Genomic DNA, 21,982 nt, shown 5'->3' on the forward strand with positions numbered 1-21,982 from the left:
GCCGGCCCGGTGCCGGGTCAACGGTTGTGCGCAACCGTGACCTTACTGCGCCCACTATGCCCCGATTTCGGCGGCCAGACCTGCGGCAGCGCCGTTGGCCGAGTGCCCACCCGGAAAATCGGGCGGCGGCGCAACTGCCAAGTGCCACGCCTGCCGGAACGCGCTGACCGTCAGCCAGGCCAGCCGAGCGTTGACGGGAAACAGTTGTCGCACTGAGGTAAGCGTGTCGAACGAAGCGTCGCCTTCGGTCTTCCCTCGATCGAGATCGGCCGGAGAGAACCCGGGCCCGAACACCTCCAGCACGGTACCCAGGAAGTACAAGTGCCCGAGCGTTTCCACCTGGAGCCGGTGCAGCGACGCGAGATCGCTCGTCGAGGCGGTGGTGATCGGCGGGTGCGCAGCGGCGCGCACCAACGCCGAAGGATCCGCAACGGCGTGCGCGTCGATGTGGCGGACGAGGTCGCTCACGAGGATGTCGTCGTACGTCCCGCGGGCCACCACTGTGCGCAGGGCGCCGCGCTTGTCTCGCAGCTCCTCGTCGACCAGCCGGCGCGCGACGTCCGCGAGAGAGCCTGAAGCGGTGATCATCTGCCGCGCTACGCGGACGAGTTCTCGGGGCAGCCCACCGGCCAGGCAGTGGCACAGGCACACGAACGGCTCGGGCAGCCCCAGAACGCGGCTGGACAGGACTTGCCGCGAGTCGTCGAGTGTCAAGTACTCCAGCCGGAAGATGAGGTCGAAGGCGCTGTCGAAGGCGTCTCGCACCGGCAGGCCCCGCCGCTCGAACGAAGCCAGCGCGTCCTCCGACACGGAGATCAGGAACAAGAAGCCGGGCACGTCGAGGCTGAAGAGTGCCTTGACCTCGTTGACGAAATCCTGCGCGACTTCGGGGGAGGCGATCTTGTCCAGCTCGTCGAGGATGATCACCACCGAGGTGGGTGCGACGTTGGGAAGCCCGTTCAGGCAGGTGATCATGGCCTTGAGGAAGCCGCCGAACTCGTGGACGATCTGTGGATAAGTCCGTTGCTGCCGTGTCACTTCGCGTGATCCGCTGGCACCGGCCTCGAAACCGACCGGCAGACCGACTTTCCCCGACCACCCTGAAGTGTGCTTGAGCTGGAACTCGATCTCGTCGCGCTTGTGCTCGGCGAGCGCGCGCAGCCCGTGCAGGTCACCGGGACGTGGCTCGGGCGGCTCGTCGTCAGTCCCCTGGTACACGGGCACCGGACGCGGCCGACGGCGCACTGCGATCGACAGGATCGCGGCCGCACCGACCAGCGACACGACCGGCCACCACATCGTGCCGAACCAGGCGCGAAAGTCGACGTCGGAGCGGCCGGCCGCCAGTGAGCCCGCGACCCCCAGCACCACCCACGCGACCACGACCGCCGCGAACGGCCACAGCCGACACAGCCGGCCCAGTCGCGCCGGCCACGGGGTCGCAGCTTCCTGAGTGGTGCCAAGCCGTTTGTCACAGAAGCGCAGGACCGCGTCGCACAAGCGCGCGTGCAGGTGCAAGACGAACTCGCGGGCGTCGTACTTCACCGGCACGCTCTCCAGGAGCGCGATGTGCACCTCGCCGAGCTCGATGAACCGGCCGGCTTGGTACGCCTCCAGCAGCGTGGATTTGCCCGCGCCACGAGGGCCCGCCATTCCCACCGCCCCGCCACGGATGCCCGCAAGGACGGTCTTCAGCCGTTGCCCGGCCGGTGTTTCGGTGAACGCTCGCTCGCCCGCGCGCATCTGGCCGAGCGCGCTGCGGTCGATCTCGGGAAGGTGTGTGCTGAACCCTGGCGTGACCACGGTGTTGAGGTGGTGCGTCACGCTCAGGCGAAGGGGCTTCCGGATACTCCTCGCCCATTCCGCGTCGGCTTCGTCGAAGGCTGCCGTCAACTCGTCGCGCCGTTGCGTCCAGGCCGGGCTGCCGCGCCGCCCTGGATCACTCGAAAGCCGAGCGGGCACCAACTTGGTGGAGCCGAGTACGAACGGCCCGCCGCCGGCCGCGATCAGGAGGGAAAGCGCGTCGGCTGCCACCCAGGCAGCCCACTGCGGCCAGGGAATTCGGATGACGCCGGTCAGCAACAGTGCCAGCACGACCAGTGCGATGATCGTGAAAACGGCCTCGCGACGGACGACGGGTCGCGGGATGCGCCTGCCTGGGCCCTCGTCCTTGAGCGGATCCTTGGCGGCCAGAAGACCCACCACCGCCGCGAGAAAGCTCACCAGTCCGAGGACCACCCACACGACCACGGCCCAGCCCGTCCCCATCGCCTCGCGCCAGGATGTCCACAGCCGCCACACCATCAGCAGGTAAGTGGTGGCGAAGCCGGTCACGAAGGGCCAGCCCGCGCCGCCCAGCGCGGGTTGGCCGCTCAACCGGTGGCCCGCTCGGGCAACCGCCTGGTACACGAGCCTGAGCGTGCCGAGACCGGCGATCACCACGGCGACCGACAGCCAGAAGTGCGCGGACGAGCTCAGCGGTGTCTGCATCAGCTGCCAGGTGAGGACAGGGACGAAGATCCCCAGCCACAAGGCGAACCCGACGGACGCGTGAGCGACCTTGTCCAAGGGGTTCGACTGCCCCGCCGGGCGAGCGGGCGGAGCGTCGTGCCGGGCGAGTGCCCGCTGGGCCTCGAGCAGGTCGTTGATCTGCTGGTTGGTCGTGCTGAGCAGCGAATCCGCGTCAGCTGCCGTTCGCTGCAGTACTTCGGCCTTCACTTCGGCCCGATCGACGTGCGGCATGTCGCGAGCGAGCCGGGAATCATCCGCCGCCAGAATCTCCGCCGCCATCAGCCGGAGCCGGTCACGCAAAGCGAGGACGAGCCGGCTTCGCTCGTGTTCGACGGTGGAGCTGGGCGTCGTCGAACTGCCGGCGTCGTGATCTGTGGGCTCGGTCACAAGCCGCGATCATATCGGAGCGAACCCGTGTCGATCGGTGATTTCGGGCAAAGCACCGAAGGGGCCTAAGCGATGGCGATGATTTCCCCGTGCAGCAACGAAATCCACCCGTCCGGATCGTCCGTCCACCGGCGCCACGCGGTGGAAATCTCTTCCAGATCCGCCTGCGACGCCAGGCCGTCGCGCAGGGCTTGGGTGGCGATGTCCGACTTGAGGATGCGGTCGGCCCACATGCCGCCCCAGTAGGTGCGAGCATCGGGGGTTGCGAAGCACCACGTGCTGGACGAGGGGAACACCTCGGTGAAACCCGCGGCGTGGGCCCAGGCCAGGAGGCGCCGTCCGGCGTCGGGTTCGCCGCCGTTGGCGCGGGCGGCGGTCTGGTACAGCGCGAGCCAGCGGTCGAGGACCGGGTCGGCCGGGTACCAGGTGAACGCGGCGTAGTCCGAGTCGCGCGCGGCGACGACGCCGCCGGGCCGGCAGACGCGGCGCATCTCGCGCAGCGCCCGCACGGGGTCGGCGACGTGCTGCAGCACCTGGTGCGCGTGGACGACGTCGAAGCAGTTGTCGGGGAAATCGAGGGCGTGCACGTCACCGACCACGAAGTCGATGTTGTCCTGCCCGCGCCGCGCCGCTTCGGTCCGCCCGAGGTCCCGCGCGGTCTCCGTGAGCTCGACCGCGGTGACCCTCCCGGGCGCGATCCGCGCGGCCAGATCGGCGGTGATCGTCCCGGCCCCGCTCCCGACCTCAAGCACCGCCTGCCCGGCCGCCAGCCGCGGCAGCAGGTACGCGGCGGAGTTCTCCGCGGTCCGCTGTCGGTGCGAGCGCAGCACCGATTCCTGATAGCCGTGGGTGTAGGCCGCCATGGGCCTCAGCCTAACTCCTGTTCTCACTTATTAGGAAGATATTTCCATTTACTGAGATCGTAGCTTCGGCGTGACCGTGGTGCTCGATGATCAGCGTGGCTGTCGAGCTCGCGCCGATCGGGGGTTCCCGACGCGGCTAAGTCCGGCGCCGAGCCGTGGACCGGTTCGGGAATCGACGGGAAGTCGCGCCCCGCGACGGCATCACCGCGCTCTCGATCCGCCCGGGTCGCCGCCCCGGCGACGCGTGCGTGGTCCAGCCCGCGCCCCACTTGGCGCGCGGGCTCGATCAGGGCCTCGCCGGCGCGGTGAGCCCGACGTGGTGGAACAGCGCCTGGCCGAGATCGCGTTCCAGCGCGCGGATCGCGTGGGACGGCGACGGTTGCGACCCACGTACAACGATGCTGCGACCGACAGTCCCGTGGTCGACGACCGCGAGGAAGTAGCGAAGTCAACAACCGTCCACAGTGGTCAGTGGGGCACCGGAGCCGGTGTCCGGCCTGACCGGTTGGTCGTAAAAGTCTCGCTCACCGTGGTACAGGCCACAGCTCATTCCGGCCACGGCCCCGCGCGTTCTTGCGAAGATCGGCCCGTGGACACCGAAACTCCCCTCGCCGGAGCACCTGGGGCATGCTGATCGCGGCGGTGGTCGGACATGGCTGAAGAATTCCGTCTTCGTTCGGTCGCCGTCGCGGTGTACGCGCCCGCGACGCTGTTCGGGCTCGCCGAGGGCTCGATGCTGCCGGTCGTCGCGTTGAGCGCGATCGACCGCGGGGCCACGACCTCGGTCGCGGCGCTGATCAGCGCGCTGATCGGCATCGGGTCGCTCGTCACGAACATCCCCGCCGGGGTGCTGGCGACGCGCGTCGGTGAACGCAAGTCGATGCTGCTGGCCGCCGCGGTGTCGGTCGCGGGCCTGGTGCTGTGCCTGCTCGACCTCGGCACGGGTTCGTGGCCGCTGGTGGTCTACGGCGCCGGCGTGCTGCTCATCGGCGCGGCGAGCGCCGTCTACAGCCTCGCGCGGCAGTCGTACCTGACGGAATCCGTGCCGCTGCACATGCGTGCCCGCGCGTTGTCGACGCTCGGTGGCACCATGCGCGTCGGCGTTTTCGTGGGTCCCTTCCTCGGCGCCGCGGCGATGCAGGTGTGGGGGCCGCCGGGCGCGTACTACCTGAGCCTGGTCGCGGTGCTCGCGGCCGGTGCGGTCGTCTACCGCGTGCCCGACCTGGAGACCACCGCGGAGGTCCGCGCCGCCGCCGCGTCGATCACGACGTGGGGCATGGTCAAGCAGCAGTGGCGCGTGTACGCGACCCTGGGCGCCGGCATCCTGCTGCTGTCGGGAATCCGGCAGACGCGCCAGACCGTCGTCCCGCTGTGGGCCGCGCACCTCGGGCTGAGCCCCACGGCCAGCTCCGTGATCTACGGCTTCGCCGGTGCCATCGACGCGCTCGTCTTCTACCCCGCGGGCAAGGTGATGGATCGCTACGGCCGCCGCTGGGTCGCCGTGCCGTGCGCCTTCATGCTCGGCGTGTCGTTCGTGCTCATGCCGCTCACCCACGGTGCGCTGCTGCTGTCGGTCGTCGCGATGGTCATGGGCTTCGGCAACGGCATCGGGTCGGGCATCATCATGACCCTCGGCGCGGACGTCTCGCCCTCGATCGGCCGCCCCACGCACATCGGCATCTGGAACGAACTCGCCGACGTCGGTTCCGGCCTCGGCCCGCTGCTGCTCGCCGCCGTGACGGCGCTGGCCGGCCTCGGCCCCGGCATCGTCGTCAGCGGTTTCGTCGGTTTCGGCGCGGCGGCGGCGTTGTGGACGTGGATCCCCCGCACGGTGCGGCGGGTACGCCGGGTCCCGGCTACGGAGTGACGGGACCGGCTCCATCGCGGCACGCTTTTTCACTCTCCGTTGACTTGTGGTGCGCGAGCGGCTCACCCTCGGCCCATCCGGCGTCGACGCAGAGGAGGGCGCCATGACCGTCGATCGCATCAACCCGGAGACGCCGCCCAGACCGGTGATGGACCTGTATTCGCAGGTAGCGGTCGGCTCACCCGGTGCCCGGCTGGTGACGATCGCCGGTCAGCTCGCGCTCGACCCCGACGGCGAGCTCGTCGGTGCGGGCGACTACGCGGCGCAAGCGAAACAAGCCTTCCGCAACCTCCAGGAAGCACTCGAAGCCGCCGGCTGCACACCCGCCGGCCTCGTGAAGTGCACGATCCACGTCGTCGATTCGTCACCCGACGTCATCGATGGGCTGCCGGAATGGCTGATCGAGGTCGACGCCGTGGCGGTCGCCAGCTGAGTCCACTGTGGACCGGCCGGTCGCGCTCGGGCAGCTTCCGGCCGGACTGGTTCCGCGGACGACAGGGGGAAGATGATGACCGCAGCTCCCGGCTCCGAGGTGACCGCGCTGCCGTCCCTGATCCGCACCGATTCCGGGTACCGGATCTTCAACCCGCGCCTGCTCGCCGACGGCTACGCGCTGACGCCGGCCGGTAGCCTTGTCCACCGCCACGACGGCTGGTTCGCAGGGCTCGCGGTCGTGGTCTTCGTCGCGCCGACGGTCGCGCTTCCGGTGTTACTCGCGGACGGCGGAGCCTGGTCGATCGCGCTGTGGCTCGTCCTCGGCGTGCTCGGCGGGCTCGCGCTGGCCGGTGCCGAGGCCGCGCTGTGCCCGGGCGACGCCCTGGCGCGCCACCGGAAGCGGACGACGGAGGAGGCCGAGCTGGCCGTCACCCGCGAGCACAAGCAGGCCTCCCGGCTCTGCGCGCTGGGGGAGCGGATCGCGAAGTCGGCCGCGTGGCGCACCGGTGCGTTCGACGGGGAGCGGCGGCTGGAACGCCTCGTCTGGGGCGCCGTCCTGCGCGCGCGCCGCCTGGAGGAGTCGAAGGAGGACTACAGTGAGGACAAGCGCCTCGGCCTCGACCAACAGTCGCGCGCCGGCGCGCGCCGCGCCATCGCCGAGGCCGAGGAGGCCCTCGCGGAGCTCGAAGGGCGCCTGCGTGTGATCAAAGAGGCGGCCGACGCCGTCGAGTTCAAGGTCGACCCGGCCCGCCGGGCGAACCTGCGGCGGCGGACGCCGGACTGGGCCGACCCCCTGCAGGACGCCGAGCTGCTGCTGCTCGAGATCACGACGATGCGCGACTACCTCTGAGGTACGGGCCGGTGACGCTCGCGGGATCCGTCGCGACCTCGTCCGGTGTCCCCTGCGCGACGATCCGGCCCCCGCCCGGCCCGCCGGCGGGGCCGAGGTCGATGACGTGGTCGGCCGCGGCCAGCAGGTCCAGGTCGTGGTCGATGACGAGGATGGTGGCGCCGTCGTCGAGCAGGCGGTCGAACACCCCGACGAGCGTGCCGATGTCCACCGGGTGCAGACCCGTCGACGGTTCGTCGAGCACGTAGAGCACGTCGCGCTGGCTGCTGCGCAGGCGCGCGGCGATCCGCAGGCGCTGCGACTCGCCGCCGGAGAGTGCCGGCGTCGGCTCGCCGAGGCGCAAGTACCCGAGCCCGACGTCGGCGATGGGCCGCAGCGGTCGGGCGATGGCGGGCACGCCGGCGTAGCGCCCGAGGGCGTCGGCCACCGTGAGCTCGAGGACGTCGGCGATCGTGAGGCCGTCGACGCGCACCGCGAGCGTTTCTCCGGTGAACCGCGCGCCGTGGCACGCGGGGCAGTCGACGGTGATGTCGGGCAGGTACTGCACGTCGAGGTCGAGGGAGCCCAGGCCCTTGCACGTCGGGCACTGGCCCTGCTTGGTGTTGAACGAGAAGTGGCCGGCTGCCAGGCCCGACGCGGCTGCGAAGCGCGCGCGGACGGCGTCGAAGGCGCCGGAGTAGGTGCCGGGGGTGGACCGCGCGTTGAGGCCGATCGGCGTCGCGTCGATCTCCACGACCTAGCGCACCGAGCCGAGCGCCAGCTTCGCGACGTGGTCCGGCAGCGGTTCGCCGGCGAGCTGCGCGCGGGCGGCGGAAGGAGGCTTTCGAGCACGAGCGCGGTTTTGCCCGCCCCGGAGGGACCGGCGAACGCGGTGAGGCGGCCGACCGGGAACGCCGCGGTCACATCGCGCAGGTTGTACAGGCTGCTGACGGTGATGGCGGCCCGCCCGTTCGTCGACGGCCGCCGCGGGCGTTCGACCGTGGCGCGACCGGCGAGGTACGGGCCGATGATCGACTTCTTGTTCTTCTCGAGCGCGGCGGGCGTGCCCTCGGCGAGAATCGTGCTCCCCAGCCACCCGGCACCGGGCCCCATCTCGATGACCCAGTCGGCCGTGCGGATCACGTCGAGGTCGTGCTCGACCACGACCACCGAGTTCCCGTTTCTGCGCCAGGGTGTCGATGGTCTTGCGCAGCCCCTCGACGTTGCTCGGGTGCAGCCCGACCGACGGCTCGTCCAGCACGTAGAGCATGCCGGTGGTGTTCGCGCGGACGGTGGCGGAAGTTGTAGATCAACGGGCTCCACTTCCCAGGATCGACGTGGTCGGTCCCCGGCACCACCAGCCCGGCTTCGCAGTGCACCCGCACCACCGACGTCTCGACGATCGCGAAGCCGTCGCCGTCGTGCGTCGCGCTCACGCGCGCCTCGAGCTGCACCGGCACCCCGCGACCCGGGGCGGCCGCACCACCTCGGCCGGCGCGGGCCGCAGCCCGGCGGCGCCGAACTTGTCGGCCTCGTACCGGAACTTCGCCCGCTTGTGCGCCGGCACCGGATCGGCGCCCGTCAGCGGCGCCGGCCGCTCCACCCGCTCCCCCAGCTCGGGCCCGGGCAGGTTGATCACCAGCTCCGGCCGCTGCACCAGATTTCGCGCCCCGAGCGAACTCCGGCTCAGTCTGAGAACCACCGCCTCGCCCAGCGCCCAGAACGACGACATCGGCGTGATGTTCGCCGACCCGTCCGCGTTCTCGGTTGTCAGCAACGCCACCGGGGTCCCGAAGTACAGCACGCTCGGTTTGATACTCAGGTGTTCGATCACTCCGTCGACGTTAAGCGCCCCAGCCTTCGGCCCGCTCCGAACCGTCCCGCCTCAAGGCGGGGATGCGGACGAACCCCGCGGCCTGCCTGACGGCGATCCCCGCCACCGCGACCGCGGCCGGGATGTGCACCGCGAGCAGGCCGCGCCCGGCGTGCCCCGTCACGATCACCACGACGACGAGCACGAGCAGGAACACCCGCGTCGCCAGTGCCGAACGCGCGTCGGGCCGGCGGTGGAGCAGCACCAGCGCGGCCACGAGGCTCACCAGCGGCGGCAACACCAGCGCGGTGCCCAGCACCTCGTGCCAGGCGTGGAACCCGTGGTCTCCGCCCAGGAACCCGCCCGCGAACAGCCCCTGGACCACCACTCCCACCGCGAGGACGAGCCCCGTCATCGCCGTGACCCGCGGCGCGGCCACGGCTTGCCTCGTGCGGTTCGTTCTGGTTGTGCGGTTCATTCCGGCCTCCTTTCGAGGTTGAGAGTAATACTCTCAATTCAAGAGTGCTACTCTCAACTCGTGACGACTCCCGGACGAGGCGGCCAGGCGCGGACCCGACTGGCTCGCGCGGCCGTCGTCGAAGCGGCGGCCGCGCTTTTCGCCGAACGTGGCTACGCGGCGACGACCGTGGAGGCGATCAGCGAACGTTCCGAAGTCCCGGCTGCCACGGTGTACCGGCTCTTCTCGTCGAAGCTCGGCATTCTCAAGGCCCTGCTCGACGCCGCCGTCTCCGGCAACGAGGACGACGTCGGCCTCGCCGACCAGCCCACCGCGCAGGCCTTGCTGCGCGAGCCCGACCCCGTCCGCCGGCTCGCGGGTTTCGCCGCCCTGTGCCGGGAGGTGAACGTGCGGACCTCACCGCTGTACCGCATCCTCACGGGCGCCGCCGCTTCCGACCGCGATGCCGCCGCTCTCCTGGCGGAGCGGGCCCGGGACCGCAGCGCCGGTCAGAACCGGATCGCCCGCTCCCTCGCCCGGGCCGGCGCGCTGCGCCCCGGGCTGCGCGAGAAGGACGCGGCCGACGTCATCCACGCGTTGATGTCACCCGAGGTGTTTTCGCTCCTGGTCGGCGATCGTCGCTGGTCGCCGCAGCGGTACGAGACGTGGCTCGCCCACACGCTCACCGACCAGCTCCTGCCCCGGTGAACCCCGGGCCGCCCCGGGGTTCACGTTCCGGGAATCAGGCTCCCGCGGCGACGGTGCGCCCGGCGAGCATCACCACGCCCGAGACGAGGCAGGCGCCGGCTCCGACGACGAGCGCGGCCGGGCCGTAACCCCAGCCGAGGCCGGTGAGCGCCGACAGCGGCAGCCCGCCGAGGATGGCGCCGGGCTGGCTCATGGCGAACGCGAACGCGCCGCCGGTCGCGCGGCACGCGGTGGTGTAGCACTCGGACTGGAAGACCAGCAGGGTCGCGTACGGGCCGAGCAGGGAGAACAACCCGATCATGTAGGTGACGAGCACGAACCCCACGTTGTCCGGGCCGAGCAGCATCAGCGTGAACATCACCGCGGCCACGGTCCAGCCGAAGGCGATCACGCGGTGGCGCGGGAAGCGGTCGCCGAGCCAGCCGTGGGCGAGCTAGCCGAGCGCGGCGACCAGGTTCGACGCGACGACCGGCAGCAAGCTGTTCGACGAGCTGAAGCCCTTGCCCGATTCGAGCACGGTGGTGCCGAGCACGCTGAAGGTCTGGATCGCCATCCAGTTGGTGAGCCAGCCGAGCGCGAGCACGAGAGTGTTGCGCAGCTGCGCGCCGGAAGATCATCGACAGCGGCGCGGAGCGCTGCTTCGTGGCCATACCGCGCTGCGCCAGGAACTGCGGGCTCTCCCGCAGCTTGCGGCACAGCAGGGCCACGATCACCCGCGGGCACGGTGGCGAGGAGGAAAACCCAGCGCCACTGGCCCGGGTCGAGGAACACCGACACGAGCGCGACGAGGCCTGCGGCGGCGAGCGCACCCAGCGGCCAGGCCGTCTGCACCATCGAGAAGACGAAGCCGCGGTGGCGCGAAACGCGTTCGTCCTCGGCGGCGTTGCAGAGCTCGTTCAGGTAGGTCGCGTTCACCGACTGCTCGGACAGGCTCAGCCCGCTGATGGAGCGAACGGCGACGAGGCTGGCCGCCCGCCGGTGGCCGCGGTCACTGCGGACGCGAGTGCCGTGCCGCTCACGGTGGCGATCATCCCGCGGCGTCGCCCGATCCGGACGACGATCGGCCCGATCGAGAACAACGCGACCGCGGTGCCCACGCTCGCCAGCGTCGACACGACCGAGCGAACGATTCCGACCAGCCGAACGTCGCCGAGATCCGCGGCAGCAGCGTGCCGAACAGGATGAAGTCGTAGACGGCGTCGATGCCGGCCACCCAGCCGATGCCGGTCGATCGGCGGATTTCCCGCAGCGGCACCTTGCCGGCGGCCGGCTACGGCCGGGCCTCGACGGGATCGCGTTCGAGCGGGTCGGGGTGCGTGGTCATGGGGGGCTCCTTGCGTTGGTGGGGTTCACCGGCGATCCGCGGGCTTCGCCTGCACGGCGCTGCCCGGGGCGCCGACGGCCGGGTTCCCCGCCCACGACGCCTGCCGGCCGCGCCACCGGGTTCGTGTCCCACGCTTCCGGCTGTCGAAACAGTGGAACCGCGCACCCGGCGCCCGTGTGGGCAGAAATTCGCGGCCCTCAGACAGGCCGCCATGACCCGGACGGGCAGCCCACCACCACCATCCGCGCACCACCACTTGATCACCAGCCGCGCCGGAAACGGCCGCCCTCCGCCTGGCCGAGGCGCTCGTCGCGCGATCGTCGCCGGGGGCGCCGTTTCGACAGCGAATTGCCCACGACGATCCAGCGCGTCGTTAGTCCGGCCGTCGGAAGCGGTGGGGAAGTTTTGAGCGAAGAGCCCCATGTGCTGGGGGAAGGTGACCCGTCTTCCCGATCATGAGCGCACGGCCACCCGGCGCAGCGAGTCCCGGAAGGATCGAATCCAGTGTCTATAGTGGACTTATCCGGGCCCGATGGCGGAGGAGCCGAAGTGGACAGTCGGCTCGTCGCCGACACTGCGGCGACGGCGGGCCGGGTCAACCGTGCCATCCGGGAGTCCACGCTCCGCGCCGGTTTCGCGGGCAGGCGTCAGCCGGCTCGTGTCGGGCCCGCCCGGTCCGCCTGGACTGGCGGGTCAGTCCAGGCGGAGGCCGGCGATCAGCTCGTCCTCGTCGAGCACCTCGTCGCCGTACAGGTCGTGGAGCCAGTTCGTCTGGTAGATCGTGTCGAGGTAGCGCTCGCCGAGGTCCGGGGCGATGGCGACCGCGGTGAGGTCGTTCCCCTCGTGTTCGGGCAGCCAGCGCATGGCGCCGCTGACCACGGTGCCGGTGGAGCCGCCGAACAGGAACCCGTTGCGGGCCAGGCGGTGGCAGCTGCGGATGGTGTCCGCCTCGTCGACCACGATCACCTCGTCCACGTAGCGCTCGTCGAGCAGCGGCGGCCGGACGCTCGTGCCGAGGCCGGGGATCATCCGGCGGCCCGGTTCACCACCGAAGGTCACCGAACCGGCGCTGTCCACCGCGATGACACGGACCGGCCGGGGCCACTCGCGGAAGTAGCGGGCACAGCCCATCAGCGTTCCCGTGGTCCCCGCACCCACGAACAGCACGTCGAGTTCGGGGAACTGGCGGGCGATCTCCGGCGCGGTGGTCTGGTAGTGCGCTCGCCAGTTGGCCGGGTTCGCGTACTGGTTGAGCCAGACGTACCGGTCGTCGGCGGCGCACAGCCCGCGCACCAGATCGAGCCGCGCGCCGAGGAAACCACCGGATCCGGCGGGTTGCGAGATCACGTGCACCCGGCTGCCCAGCGCTTCCATCAGGCGCCTGGCGGCCAGGTTGCAGCGTGAGTCGGTGACGCACAGGAACCGGTAACCCTTGCTGGCGGCGACCATGCTGAGAGCGACCCCGAGGTTGCCCGAGGACGACTCGACCAGGATCGAATCCGGCTTCAGCAGCCCGTGCCACTCGGCGGCCTCGACCATCTGGGTCGCGGCCTTCAGCTTGATCGACCCGGCGAAGTTGAAGCCCTCGCACTTCAGGAAGAGCGAGTGCCCGAAGATCGGTTCGAGGTCGACGTAGAGCTCCTCTTCGTTGAAGTCGAAGGGAACGGATATCACGGGCACAATGACCCCCTCACAGTCAAGCTCATCAGTGGCCGTAGCGGCTCAGGTCGTGGAAGAAGTCCGGCACCACGTTCAACTCGCCGGCCCGGGCGACCTCGTCGTGGACGTACTTGCCCACGGCGAGGTCGAGGACCCCGAGACCGAACGGGGAGAACACCACCGGACGGTGGGCCGGCACGGACACCCGCCCGGCCAGGACGTCGTCCAGCGTGCCGTCCAGGAAGTCCCGGTTTCCCGTGAGCTGCTCGGCCAGGTGCGGCGACGTGCCCGCCTTCAGGCAGTGCTCCACGTCGTCGACGAAGTTGGCCGTGCTCAGCAGGAGTTCGGGCGCGAGGTCGCGCAGCGACACGTGCAGCACCAGCGGGTTGTGGTCGAACCACGACCGGTCGGACACGTGCGGCTGGGCCGCGATGGTGGCGAACACGATCAGGTCACTGGAGCGGATCAGTGAGCCGGGCTCCTCGTGCACCGTGATCCGGCTGCTCGTCCCCGATCGCTCCAGGTAGCCGCGGAACCCGGCGGCGCTCTCGGCCGACAGGTCGTGCACGCCGATCTCGTCGAACTCCCAGCCGGTGGCGGCGAGGAAGGTGTGCACGTACCGGGCGATGAGCCCGGTGCCGAAGAACCCGGCGCGTGCCGGTCGCACCCGGCCGCGGCTCAGCGCCGTCGCGGCGGACGTCACCAGCGCCGCGGTCCGCGTGGCGCTGATGATGGAGCTTTCCAGGCACGCGAACGGGTAGCCGGTGTCGTGGTCGTTGAGGATGAGCACCGCCGAGGCCCGGGGGAGGCCGGACGTGACGTTCTCGGGGAAGCTCGCGATCCACTTGAGACCGTCCACTCGCACCGGATCGCCGATCGAGGCCGGCAGCGCGATGATCCGCGACGACGGGCGGTCGGGGAACCGCAGGAAGTAGGAGGGCGGGTTCACCGAGTCGCCGGCGCTGTGCAGCCGGTAGGTGGCCTCGACCAGCTCGACGATCTGCGGCTCCCGTCCGTCGAGCGCGCGCTGCACCTGGCCGCCGCCGATCACGGCGAACGGGCGGACGGCACTCGCGCCGTCGGCCGGGGTTCGGACCGGGGTGGGGCGGGTCGCGGTCATCTCGCACCCGCCTCGACCGTGGGCGCGAGATCGGCCACCCGCACCGGATCGGTCATCCCGACGAGCACCTCGCGGGGCCCCTCGAAGGGTTCCCGGCTGTGCGCGGTCCGGATGTTGTCCACGAGCATGAGGTCCCCGGCCTGCCACGGTTCCCGCACGGTGTTGGCCTCGTACACGGCGTTCAGCAGCTGCACCACGTCTTCGCCGATCGGGTCGCCGCCGCCGAACCGCGTGTTGAACGGCAGCCCGTCGGGCCCGTAGACGTCCACCAGGTATTCGCGGACCTCGGGATCCATCGTCCACTCGTTGAGGAACGCGACCTGGTTGAACCAGCACGGCCGCCCGGTGACCGGGTGGTGCACCACGGCGCTGCGCCATTGCCGGGTCCGCAACCCGCCGTCGGCCTGCCACTCGAACTCGATGGCGTTGGCGCGGCAGTAGCTTTCGATCGCGGCCCGGTCGTCGGTGCCGAACGACTCGGCGAAGGTCGCACCGATCTCGTCGTTGTAGCTGCGGGTCAGCAGCCACCCCTCTTGCTCGAACCGCCGGACGAGGTCCGCCGGCAGCGTGTCGAGCACCGTCGGCGCGTCGGCCACCGCGGTGGCGCCGCCCTCGGTGGGCGCGCCGAGGCAGGCGAACAGCAGCAAGCCCGGGAACTCGAGCCGGTAGCTCAGCTCGTGGTGCATGCACATCGGCTGGTTCTGGGGCCAGGCCGACGACGAATACACTCCGGCCGAATAGGTTTCGCGCGAAGCGAACGCTTCTCGGTCGGGCATCAGCTCGGTGCCCACTTGCGCGAACACAGCGGCGACTTCGGCAGGATCGGCCAAGGCGAGTCCCCGGACCAGGATCGAGCCGTGCTCGGCGACGAGGGCACGCATCGAGTCCCGGTGTTCGCTCGCCCAGGCCGCCGGACTGCCGCCCGGCTCGGTGGGCAGCAGCGGGATGCTGCCCGGCCGCACTTGAACTGCGACCGCGGACGCCGGTGATGAGGAAGTCATCTCTTGTCCTTTCGGCTGGTGCTTCAGGTCGTGGGCACCGGTTCGACGGCGCGCAGAACGATCTGCGCGGTCTCGCCGGGGTTGGTGCTCGGGAAGTAGTGGCCGCCGCCGGCAATCACCCGCAGCTCGACGTGCTCGGCCAGCAGGCTCCATTCGTCGTGGCGTTCGCCGAAGCCGGCGGTGATCGGATCGTCGTCGGCGGCGACCACGGTGACCGGTGTGGTCAGCCGCGCCGCCGGCGGCATCGCCAGCGCGGACGCGAGATAGCTGTGCGCGGACACGCAGTCGTACCGGAACGCGGCGCCGACGCGCTCGGCGCGGCGCGCGCCGAGCCCGGCGAGCTCCGGGTAGCCACTGTCCGCGGCCAGCGCCTTGGCGAGCTCGGCGTTGCTGAGCCGGCCCAGCTCGCTGATCGCGGCGCGCCGCTCGTCGGCGCTGCCCAGCAGCTGCGCGCCCAGGAACAGCCGGCGCACGTCCACCCCACGGGCGGCGAGGCGCCGGGCGGTCTCGAAGGCGTAAGCGGCGCCCGAAGAATGGCCCCACAACAGCACCCGCTCCGGGGCCAGGCGATCGAGCTCCGCGACGACCTGGTCGATCACGTTCGCCATCGGGGCGAACGGCTCGTCGTCGGCGGCCGGATCGTGGCCGGGCAGTTCCACGGCGAGCACAGCCGGCCCGCTGCCGCCCAGCGCCTGGGCCAGCGGCCGGAAGTTCACCGCGTTGCCGCCGGCGTACGGGAAGCAGACCAGCACCGCGGCCGCCGGGCCCACGTGCTCCGTGAGCGGCTGGAGCAGGTCCCCGGTACGGGGGCGGAACCGGTCGTCGAGCAGCGTCGCCTGATCGGCGAGCACCGGGTGCCGGGTGAGGTCGGCGAGCGGCACCGCGCGGTCCAGCGCGACGGCCAGTTTCACCGCCGAAAGCGACGTGCCGCCCCGGTCGAAGAAGTGGTCGTGCCGGCTGATCTTCCCGGGCGCGAGACCGAGCACCTCGGCCCACGCGGCCGCGAGCCGGCGCTCCGCCGGCGTGGCCGGAGCGTCGTACTCCTGGTCGGCCGTTTCGAGTTCCGCCGCCAGCGCGGTCAGGGCTTTCTTGTCGATCTTGCTGTTGGCGGTGAGCGGAAGCCGTTCGCGCCAGTGGCAGGCCGACGGAACCAGGTACTCGGGCAGCGATTCGCTCAACCGGGCTTGCACCGCACCCGCGGGCAACGGTTCGGCGGCGGAGTAGAACGCCACCAGGTGCTTGGTGCCGCCTCCCCGTTCGGCGACCACCACAGCGCCGTCTCGAACCCCCGGCACGCGCAGCAGCGCGTTCTCGACCTCACCGATCTCGATCCGGAAGCCCGAGATCTTCACCTGGCTGTCGCGGCGGCCCAGGAACTCCAGCTTGCCCCCGACCACCCAGCGACCCCGGTCGCCGCTGCGGTAGAGCCGCTCGCCCGCCCGGTAGGGGTCGGGCAGGAACGCCGCGCGGGTGCGCTTGAGGTCGTTCACGTACCCACGGCCCACGCACACCCCGGAGAACACGATCTCCCCCGGCGCACCCAGCGGCACCGGCTGCAGGTGCTCGTCGACGACGGCCACGCGCACGTTCGCGATCGGCCGGCCGAGCGGGACCCGTTCGGAGTCCGGCACGCGGTCCATGACCTCGTGGTTGGTGTCGTCGGAGGTCTCGGTGAGGCCGTAGGCGTTGACCAGCTTGACGTCCGGGTACGCCGCGAACCAACGCTGCGCCAGCTCTTTCTTGAGGGCTTCGCCGGTCACCGACACGCACCGCAGATCCGGCAGCGCACGCGGGTGGCTCTCGGCGAACGACAGGACGACCTCGAGGTAGGAGGGCACGACCTGCGCCACTGCGACTCGCCCCTGCTGGATCCGGTCGACGAACCGTTCGGCGTCGAGGATCACGTCCTGCTCGACGATCAGGGTCCGCCCGCCGACCAGCAGCGCCGCCAGCAGCTGCCACAGCGAGATGTCGAAGCACTGGGGCGCGGTCTGCGCGACCACCGTGCCCTCGGCGATCCCCAGGTCGTCGATCTTCGCGAGCAAGTGGTTCAGCATCCCCGCGTGCTCGCACATCGCACCCTTGGGCTCACCGGTGGAGCCCGAGGTGAAGTAGATGTAGGCGAGCTGGTCCGCGGCGACCTCGACGCCGAGGTCGCTGCCTGACCGGTTTTCCGCGCAGGCCTGCTCGACGTGCATCGGCTGCACGCCGGGCAGCAGCTCCAGCGCCTGCTCGAGCGTGGCGGTGCTGCCCGGTTCGGTCAGGACCAGCTCGCAGCCGGCCCGGCGCAACGTCGTGGCGATCCGCTCGGGCGGGAAGTGTGGTTCGAGCGGCAGGTAGGCGCCGCCGGCCTTGAACACGGCGAGCACGGCGGTGAGCCAGTCGAGGTTCCGCTCGGTCACCACCGCCACCACGTCTTCCCGGCGCACCCCGTGGGCGATCAATGCGCGGGCCAGGCGGTTGGCCCGCTCGTTGAGCTCGCCGTACGTCCAGGCGTGCTCCCCGTGCACAGCCGCGAGTGCTTCCGGGTGAAGCCGCGCCCGCTGTTCGAACAGCTCGTGCGCCCGCAGGTCCGGCAGGGGCCGCTGCGGCCCGGCGAGCTCGTCGAGCTGGAACCGGAGTTCTTCGGGGGAGAGCAGGCTCTGCCCCGCGTGCTCGGCGTCCGGATCCGCCACCAGCAGCGCGAGCGCGGTGGCGTGGTAGCCGGCGATCCTGGCCGCGGCTTCGGGGGCGAGCGCGTCGGTGCGGTAACGCAACCGCACCAACAGACGGCGGCCGCGGACCACGAAGCCGACGCGCAGCACCGCGGCACCGGGGAGTCCGCCGTCGCCGACGGGATCGAACACGGCTTCGGCGACCGGCCCGGTCACGCCGAGGTCTCGCCGCAGCTTGGCGACCGGGAAATCCCGGTGGGACAACAACTCCGCTTCGGCTCGCGCGGTCTCGAGCACCAGCGCCCGCCACGTGCCGGGCTCGGTCGCCAGCCGGCACGGCAACCGCCGGCCTTCCGGCGTGACGTAGCCGGTCACCACTTCGGGTTCGCCGCTCAGCGCGGCGAGCACCCTGGCGTGGGCGGCGAGCAGTACCGCGCTGCGCGGGACCCCCAGTTCCCGTGCCAGCCGGCGCACTCCCGCGGCCACTTCGCCGGGCAGCTTGTGCGTCCGTTTCCCCGCGCCTGCGGCCGAACCCGGTTCCCACCGCGGGATCGCCGTGGCCCCACCGGCCACGAGCACGTCCCGCCAGAACCGGTCGTCGGCTCTCGCTGGCTCTCCCATGTGTCTCCCCTCCACTACCGTCTGAACAGGCCGGCCGGTCGCTTTCCGTTGACGGTGGTGAAATTCCCGTTCGCCTGTCCGTTGCCTTCCGGCGGCCGGCGATGCCTGCCACCCAGCCGGAGTGCTTCGTCCCGTTCCCCTCTCGGCCGACCGGTGCCGATCTCCCTGGCCGGGTTGCCTTCCCACCGGGTGTGCGGCGGGACGTCTTCTCCCTTCATCAGGAAGGAATCGGCGGCGAGGACCGCGTCCTCGCCGACCGTCGCTCCGTAGTGGACCCACGCACCGACGCCGACGGTGGAACGCGCGCCGACGACGATGCGGTCGGCCTTGAAGGCACCGTCCTCCTGGGAGTGGCACTGGACGTGGCAGCCGGCGTTGAGGGTGGCCTCGTCGCCGAGCGTCACGAGCGTTTTCTCCGGCATGCCCGCGCCGTCGTCGAACACGCGCCGGCCGACCTTGACCCCCAGCAGCCGCCACGCCAGGTTCTTGAACGGCGTGCCGTTCAAGGCCTGGACGTACACCGTGGACGCCGCCGCCTTCCAGAACCGCTCGTGCCGCCAGAAGCGGATGTCGTAGATCGAGCAGTACAGCGGCCGCAGCGGGTGGATCACGATGGACGCGCGTTCCACCAGCGTGAAAAACAGGGCGCTGAACAGCAGCGTGGCAACCGAGGCCAGCGCCACCGCCGACACCCCGAACCGCGGGAAGAGGTCCACCGTGAGCCAGCCCAGCATCGTGATGCCGAAGAAGTAGAACCAGCGCACCAGCAGGAACATCAACGCGGTGACGGCGTTGTGCCGGTTCTTCGCGGCCAGCCGGCGGCGCAGCTCGTCACCGGTTCTCAAGTGGTCGAACTGGTGGTCCCGCGCCACCGTGCGAGGGATCTCGAAGCTCGGTGAGCCCAGCAGCCCGACGTTCTCGCGGACCGGGCCGTCGACGGGCACCAGGACTTTCGTGGCGAGCAGGCAGTTCTCCCCGGTCCGCCCTTCGGACGGGTAGACGACCATGTTGCCCAGGAAGTTGTGCCCGCCGATGGCCGTCCGCGACACCTTGAACGACGTGCTCGAATAGTCGGCGTTGACCACCGACAGCCCGTCCGCCACCATCGTGCCGCTGCCGACGGTGCTCTGGAACGGCGTCTCGTGCTTGACCCCGGTGCCGAAGTTCGAGCCGGTCTGCTCGACGTCGGGCATCCGGTAGCCGAGGTAACGCAGGTAGTGCACGATCGCCGAGCTGTCACCGAACACGGTCAGGAAGAACTTGAAGTTGCTGATCAACCGGATCGCCCGCAGGATCGAGTAGCGCAGGCTGTAGAGGCGGTAGACCTTGTCCTGCTTCAGCGCGAGGTTGAGCACGCGCGGGACGACGGCGATGAAGAGCAGCCCGACCAGCGAAACCCCGAAGAAGATCACGAGTGTGACCACCACGGCGTCGCGGTAGAACTGCCAGCTCCCGAGGGAAAGCACGGGGGTGCTGAGCGCCGACGAGAGCCGCGGGACCTTGGCGAGTAGCAGATCCACTCCGCCGATGGCCAGTGGCAGGTAGAGCAGCAGCATGGTCAGCAGCTGCGAGACGCCGTAGCAGAACCGGCGCAGCATGCCGCAGCGCGCGGGGCCGACCCCGCGGTAGTCCGCTTCGGTGCGCAGGGCCGGCGACCCGTGCCAGTGCTCGCCGGCGGGCACCGCCTGCCCGGGGTGCAGCGACGAGACGTGCCCCAGCTGAGCCCCGTCGCCCATCGAAGAGTCGATGTCGAGCACCGACAGCTCGCCCACGAACACGTCCTTGCCCATGGTCACCGGCCCGGTCTGGATCACTCCGGCCTCGGCCCGGTAGCCGGTGAAGAACGAGTCCTTGCGGATCACCGAGCCTTCACCGATCGTCAGCAGGTCGGTGCACACGGGCACGTTGCGGGAGAAGATCGCGACACCACGGCCGATCTTCGCTCCCAGGGCCTTCAGGTAGAGGGTGTACAACGGCGAGCCCTGGAACAGCAGGGCCACCGGATTGCGCTGCACCAGCGTCTTGACGAGCCAGAACCGGAAGTAGCCCAGCGTCCACACGCGGATCCGCTGTGGCTTCCACCGGCCGATGAGCACCCATTTCGCCACGATCGGCAGGAGGCACAAGCCGATGAAGCTCGCGCTGGCGAACAGCACCAGCCGGAGGTAGAGGTCCAGCAGGGTGGGCGCGGCGTAGACCCAGGAGGTTCCGCGCACCACGAGGATCGCGGCGAGGTAGGAATAACCCAGGAAAGTCAGGAACTGGAGCAATCCGCAGAGGATGTACCACCCCGCCCCGGCGCGCCGGGGGGCGGCTTGCTCTTCGGTGTGTGCCGGAGTCCGGTCACGGTCGGTCACCACGACCGCGAGTTCCGCCATCGCGGACTCGTCGTCGGTGAGCGCGGTCGCGAGGCTGCGGGCTGTGGGGTTGGCGTAGACGTCCTTCATCGACACCGACGGCACGTCGGCGCGCTTGCGCACCCGGGCGCAGAAGTGGGCCATCACCAGCGAGTTGGCGCCGAGGTCGTCGAAGAAGTGGCTCTCGGCCGCCACTCGATCGACCTTCGCCACGGTCGCGAGCACCTCGGTGTAGACGCGCTCGGTGCGAGCCGCGGTGATGGCGTGTTTGCCGTACCCCCGTCGAGATTCAGTCCGACCGTCCGTCAGGAACTCGTCGGATTTGCCCGGGCTCCGGCTCTGCTTTTTCCCGCCACGTTGTCACCCCCACCTCTCTTGCAGGACCGGCCAGCCATGCCGGCGTCGTTTCGGGGTGGTGCGACACCCACCCTAATACTCACGGACGCGTCATCGAAACCGAACCCGCCCTTACGGACACATTACGACGCGCGGCTCATCGAGTCCCGAGAGCGTTTTCCGTGGTGTCGACCTTTCTCGTGGACGGGCACGTTCGCGCGGGCTTGAGCATCCTTGGTTTTCCTGAACTGCCAAGGATTTAGCCCAGTGTGGCGAGGTGGTCGCGTCCGGTGTCGACCCGCGGGTCGCGCAACCGCGCAGCGTCGCCGACTGACCACGCTCGCTTATTCCGGGGTTCGCGTTTCAGGGTCGCGGTCTCGTTGTCACAACCATTCCTGAACTTGATCTACCGATTTCGAAGCTGGCCGGACTGTGCGAGGTGCGTGCCGTGGATGAAATGCTCCAAACTCGTCGAGGGACGCTTATTCCTTGACTTGACGTGGACTTGATTTCGGCGATCGCGGTGGGCGCCGCGCGGACCGCGTACGCCTGACCACCCGGTGCGACAACGTGGGAGTCGATACTGATCTTCCGTGCCGACAGTCGGGAACGAGTGCCCCCGTCCCAATTTTTGCCCGAAGTCGAGGTAACGCGCCCGTCGTTCGGGCCCGGCGATGCGGCCGTCCGGTGGCAGTCGACGGTGTCCTGAAAAGTGGTCTTCACCGCGGTGTGCCCGATCATCCGGCCGTCGGGCGACGTGCTTGCGAACGGCCGCGTCGATCGCTGTGCGTGTTCGTCACTGCGCGTGTGCACCGGTGTGTTGAGCTGGCAGGTCTGTTCGCGGTGGGGAAGCCGAGGCTGCTGGCTGCGTGGCTATCCGAGCGGACTGAAACTTTCCCTCCGTCGTCGAATCTGTTTTGGAATACAGGAGTATGGTTTCGCTTTATCGAACTCGGTGGTAGCTTCTCGGCACGCCAGAAAGCCGCCTGATCCGGTCGAGGTCGAGCACTTCGAACCCGGCCGTCCCTCGACGAACCGGA

General features: G+C 70.2%; 17 protein-coding genes and 1 pseudogene. 4 read left to right on the top strand and 14 right to left on the bottom strand.

All coding sequences use genetic code 11. The features are described 5' to 3' along the window. Positions 1–54: 54 nt before the first annotated feature. From I6J71_RS07930 to I6J71_RS47800, 3 genes are all read right to left on the bottom strand, one after another. Positions 55–2,898 (bottom strand): transcriptional regulator, encoded by a 2,844-nt coding sequence (locus I6J71_RS07930; RefSeq protein ID WP_204094130.1) that lies wholly within the window; start codon positions 2,896–2,898, stop codon positions 55–57. Positions 2,899–2,963: 65 nt separating this feature from the next. Then, the gene (locus tag I6J71_RS07935; protein WP_204094131.1) at positions 2,964–3,761 is read right to left on the bottom strand and encodes a class I SAM-dependent methyltransferase; all 798 of its coding nucleotides are present in this window, start codon (positions 3,759–3,761) and stop codon (positions 2,964–2,966) included. 286 nt (positions 3,762–4,047) lie between these two features. Further along, positions 4,048–4,161, bottom strand: a complete 114-nt coding sequence (locus I6J71_RS47800; protein WP_239155286.1) for a LysR family transcriptional regulator — start codon at positions 4,159–4,161, stop codon at positions 4,048–4,050. Positions 4,162–4,413: 252 nt separating this feature from the next. On the opposite strand from I6J71_RS47800, the gene I6J71_RS07945 reads away from it, so the two are divergent. The 3 genes from I6J71_RS07945 to I6J71_RS07955 all read left to right on the top strand — a co-directional run bounded on the left by I6J71_RS07945 (position 4,414) and on the right by I6J71_RS07955 (position 6,913). Continuing rightward, on the top strand, positions 4,414–5,628 hold the full coding sequence (locus I6J71_RS07945) for an MFS transporter (RefSeq protein ID WP_204094132.1): 1,215 nt from the start codon (positions 4,414–4,416) through the stop codon (positions 5,626–5,628). A 49-nt stretch (positions 5,629–5,677) separates the two neighbouring features. Then, positions 5,678–6,061 (top strand): RidA family protein, encoded by a 384-nt coding sequence (locus tag I6J71_RS07950; protein WP_204094133.1) that lies wholly within the window; start codon positions 5,678–5,680, stop codon positions 6,059–6,061. Positions 6,062–6,136: 75 nt separating this feature from the next. Next, positions 6,137–6,913 (top strand): hypothetical protein, encoded by a 777-nt coding sequence (locus I6J71_RS07955; protein ID WP_204094134.1) that lies wholly within the window; start codon positions 6,137–6,139, stop codon positions 6,911–6,913. On the opposite strand, the gene I6J71_RS07960 is transcribed toward I6J71_RS07955, so the two are convergent. The 3 genes from I6J71_RS07960 to I6J71_RS07970 all read right to left on the bottom strand — a co-directional run bounded on the left by I6J71_RS07960 (position 6,888) and on the right by I6J71_RS07970 (position 9,183). Next, complete coding sequence (locus I6J71_RS07960; protein ID WP_204094135.1) at positions 6,888–7,646, bottom strand: hypothetical protein; 759 nt, start codon at positions 7,644–7,646, stop codon at positions 6,888–6,890. The two genes, I6J71_RS07955 and I6J71_RS07960, sit on opposite strands and share 26 nt — an antisense overlap. Positions 7,647–8,324: 678 nt before the next feature. Next, on the bottom strand, positions 8,325–8,726 hold the full coding sequence (locus I6J71_RS07965) for a flavin reductase family protein (protein ID WP_204094136.1): 402 nt from the start codon (positions 8,724–8,726) through the stop codon (positions 8,325–8,327). A gap of 10 nt (positions 8,727–8,736) precedes the next feature. Continuing rightward, positions 8,737–9,183 (bottom strand): hypothetical protein, encoded by a 447-nt coding sequence (locus tag I6J71_RS07970; RefSeq protein WP_204094137.1) that lies wholly within the window; start codon positions 9,181–9,183, stop codon positions 8,737–8,739. A gap of 60 nt (positions 9,184–9,243) precedes the next feature. On the opposite strand from I6J71_RS07970, the gene I6J71_RS07975 reads away from it, so the two are divergent. Beyond that, entirely contained in the window at positions 9,244–9,870 is a 627-nt protein-coding gene (locus I6J71_RS07975) for a TetR/AcrR family transcriptional regulator (RefSeq protein ID WP_204094138.1), read from the top strand. 34 nt (positions 9,871–9,904) lie between these two features. Here the strand turns inward: I6J71_RS07975 and I6J71_RS07980 are convergent, their stop codons facing one another. From I6J71_RS07980 to I6J71_RS08015, 8 genes and pseudogenes are all read right to left on the bottom strand, one after another. Then, entirely contained in the window at positions 9,905–10,261 is a 357-nt protein-coding gene (locus tag I6J71_RS07980) for a hypothetical protein (protein ID WP_204094139.1), read from the bottom strand. A 42-nt stretch (positions 10,262–10,303) separates the two neighbouring features. Further along, positions 10,304–10,453, bottom strand: a complete 150-nt coding sequence (locus I6J71_RS07985) for a hypothetical protein (protein WP_204094140.1) — start codon at positions 10,451–10,453, stop codon at positions 10,304–10,306. Positions 10,454–10,644: 191 nt separating this feature from the next. Next, positions 10,645–10,785 (bottom strand): annotated as a pseudogene (locus tag I6J71_RS50400) (hypothetical protein); the annotation flags it as partial. A 1,102-nt stretch (positions 10,786–11,887) separates the two neighbouring features. Further along, positions 11,888–12,874: a 2,3-diaminopropionate biosynthesis protein SbnA gene (gene sbnA, locus I6J71_RS07995; protein ID WP_204094142.1), complete on the bottom strand. Its 987-nt coding sequence runs from the start codon at positions 12,872–12,874 to the stop codon at positions 11,888–11,890. Between the two features lie 25 nt (positions 12,875–12,899). Next, complete coding sequence (gene sbnB / locus I6J71_RS08000; RefSeq protein ID WP_204094143.1) at positions 12,900–13,973, bottom strand: 2,3-diaminopropionate biosynthesis protein SbnB; 1,074 nt, start codon at positions 13,971–13,973, stop codon at positions 12,900–12,902. Further along, the gene (locus I6J71_RS08005) at positions 13,970–14,974 is read right to left on the bottom strand and encodes a TauD/TfdA family dioxygenase (protein ID WP_204094144.1); all 1,005 of its coding nucleotides are present in this window, start codon (positions 14,972–14,974) and stop codon (positions 13,970–13,972) included. The genes sbnB and I6J71_RS08005 overlap by 4 nt, the downstream gene beginning before the upstream one ends. A gap of 23 nt (positions 14,975–14,997) precedes the next feature. Further along, the gene (locus I6J71_RS08010; RefSeq protein WP_204094145.1) at positions 14,998–18,249 is read right to left on the bottom strand and encodes an amino acid adenylation domain-containing protein; all 3,252 of its coding nucleotides are present in this window, start codon (positions 18,247–18,249) and stop codon (positions 14,998–15,000) included. Between the two features lie 14 nt (positions 18,250–18,263). Further along, positions 18,264–20,819, bottom strand: a complete 2,556-nt coding sequence (locus I6J71_RS08015) for a Pls/PosA family non-ribosomal peptide synthetase (protein WP_239154512.1) — start codon at positions 20,817–20,819, stop codon at positions 18,264–18,266. Positions 20,820–21,982: the final 1,163 nt, after the last annotated feature.

It is taken from the genome of Amycolatopsis sp. FDAARGOS 1241 (genome assembly GCF_016889705.1).
Lineage (GTDB): Bacteria > Actinomycetota > Actinomycetes > Mycobacteriales > Pseudonocardiaceae > Amycolatopsis.

Coding starts and splice junctions, on each gene's coding strand:
- I6J71_RS08005 (WP_204094144.1), bottom strand. CDS start 14,974: ATGACTTCCTCATCACCGGCGTCCGCGGTCGCAGTTCAAGTGCGGCCG.
- I6J71_RS07945 (WP_204094132.1), top strand. CDS start 4,414: ATGGCTGAAGAATTCCGTCTTCGTTCGGTCGCCGTCGCGGTGTACGCG.
- I6J71_RS07970 (WP_204094137.1), bottom strand. CDS start 9,183: ATGAACCGCACAACCAGAACGAACCGCACGAGGCAAGCCGTGGCCGCG.
- sbnB (WP_204094143.1), bottom strand. CDS start 13,973: ATGACCGCGACCCGCCCCACCCCGGTCCGAACCCCGGCCGACGGCGCG.
- I6J71_RS07935 (WP_204094131.1), bottom strand. CDS start 3,761: ATGGCGGCCTACACCCACGGCTATCAGGAATCGGTGCTGCGCTCGCAC.
- I6J71_RS07955 (WP_204094134.1), top strand. CDS start 6,137: ATGACCGCAGCTCCCGGCTCCGAGGTGACCGCGCTGCCGTCCCTGATC.
- I6J71_RS08010 (WP_204094145.1), bottom strand. CDS start 18,249: ATGGGAGAGCCAGCGAGAGCCGACGACCGGTTCTGGCGGGACGTGCTC.